Source organism: Candidatus Gracilibacteria bacterium, assembly GCA_010119145.1.
GTDB lineage: Bacteria > Patescibacteriota > Gracilibacteria > BD1-5 > UBA6164 > JAACSU01.
This window is the reverse complement of record JAACSU010000028.1, coordinates 2942-3276: the sequence shown is the minus strand read 5'-3', so window position 1 is coordinate 3276 and position 335 is coordinate 2942. Positions and strand designations below refer to the sequence as shown.

Genomic DNA, 335 nt, shown 5'->3' with positions numbered 1-335 from the left:
TTTTTCAAAAAACTATTGACTTTATTAGAGAACTATACCAGCAACCTAAAGGTTTTATCCCACATGGGGAAAAAAGTTCAAGCTTTTAAAAACATTGGTGGTCAGATAGGTGGTCAGATATCAGATACACAACAAGCAATTCTAAATTTGATATTCGAGAACAATAAAATTACCAGAAAAAAAATAGCAGAAAGTTTAGAAATTAATAAATTAGCTATACAAAAAAATTTAAATAAGTTTAAGCAACTTGGCTTAATTGAAAGAATGGGATCTGACTATGGAGGGTATTGACAAGTTGGGCAATAGTTTGGAATCGTTTAATTTTAATTTCCCCA

1 protein-coding gene is annotated in these 335 nt (G+C 29.9%); it reads left to right on the top strand.

Going from position 1 to position 335, the window contains the following annotated elements:
- The first annotated feature begins 63 nt into the window (after positions 1-63).
- Positions 64-306: a MarR family transcriptional regulator gene (locus tag GW846_06525; protein ID NDK10400.1), complete on the top strand. Its 243-nt coding sequence runs from the start codon at positions 64-66 to the stop codon at positions 304-306.
- Positions 307-335: the final 29 nt, after the last annotated feature.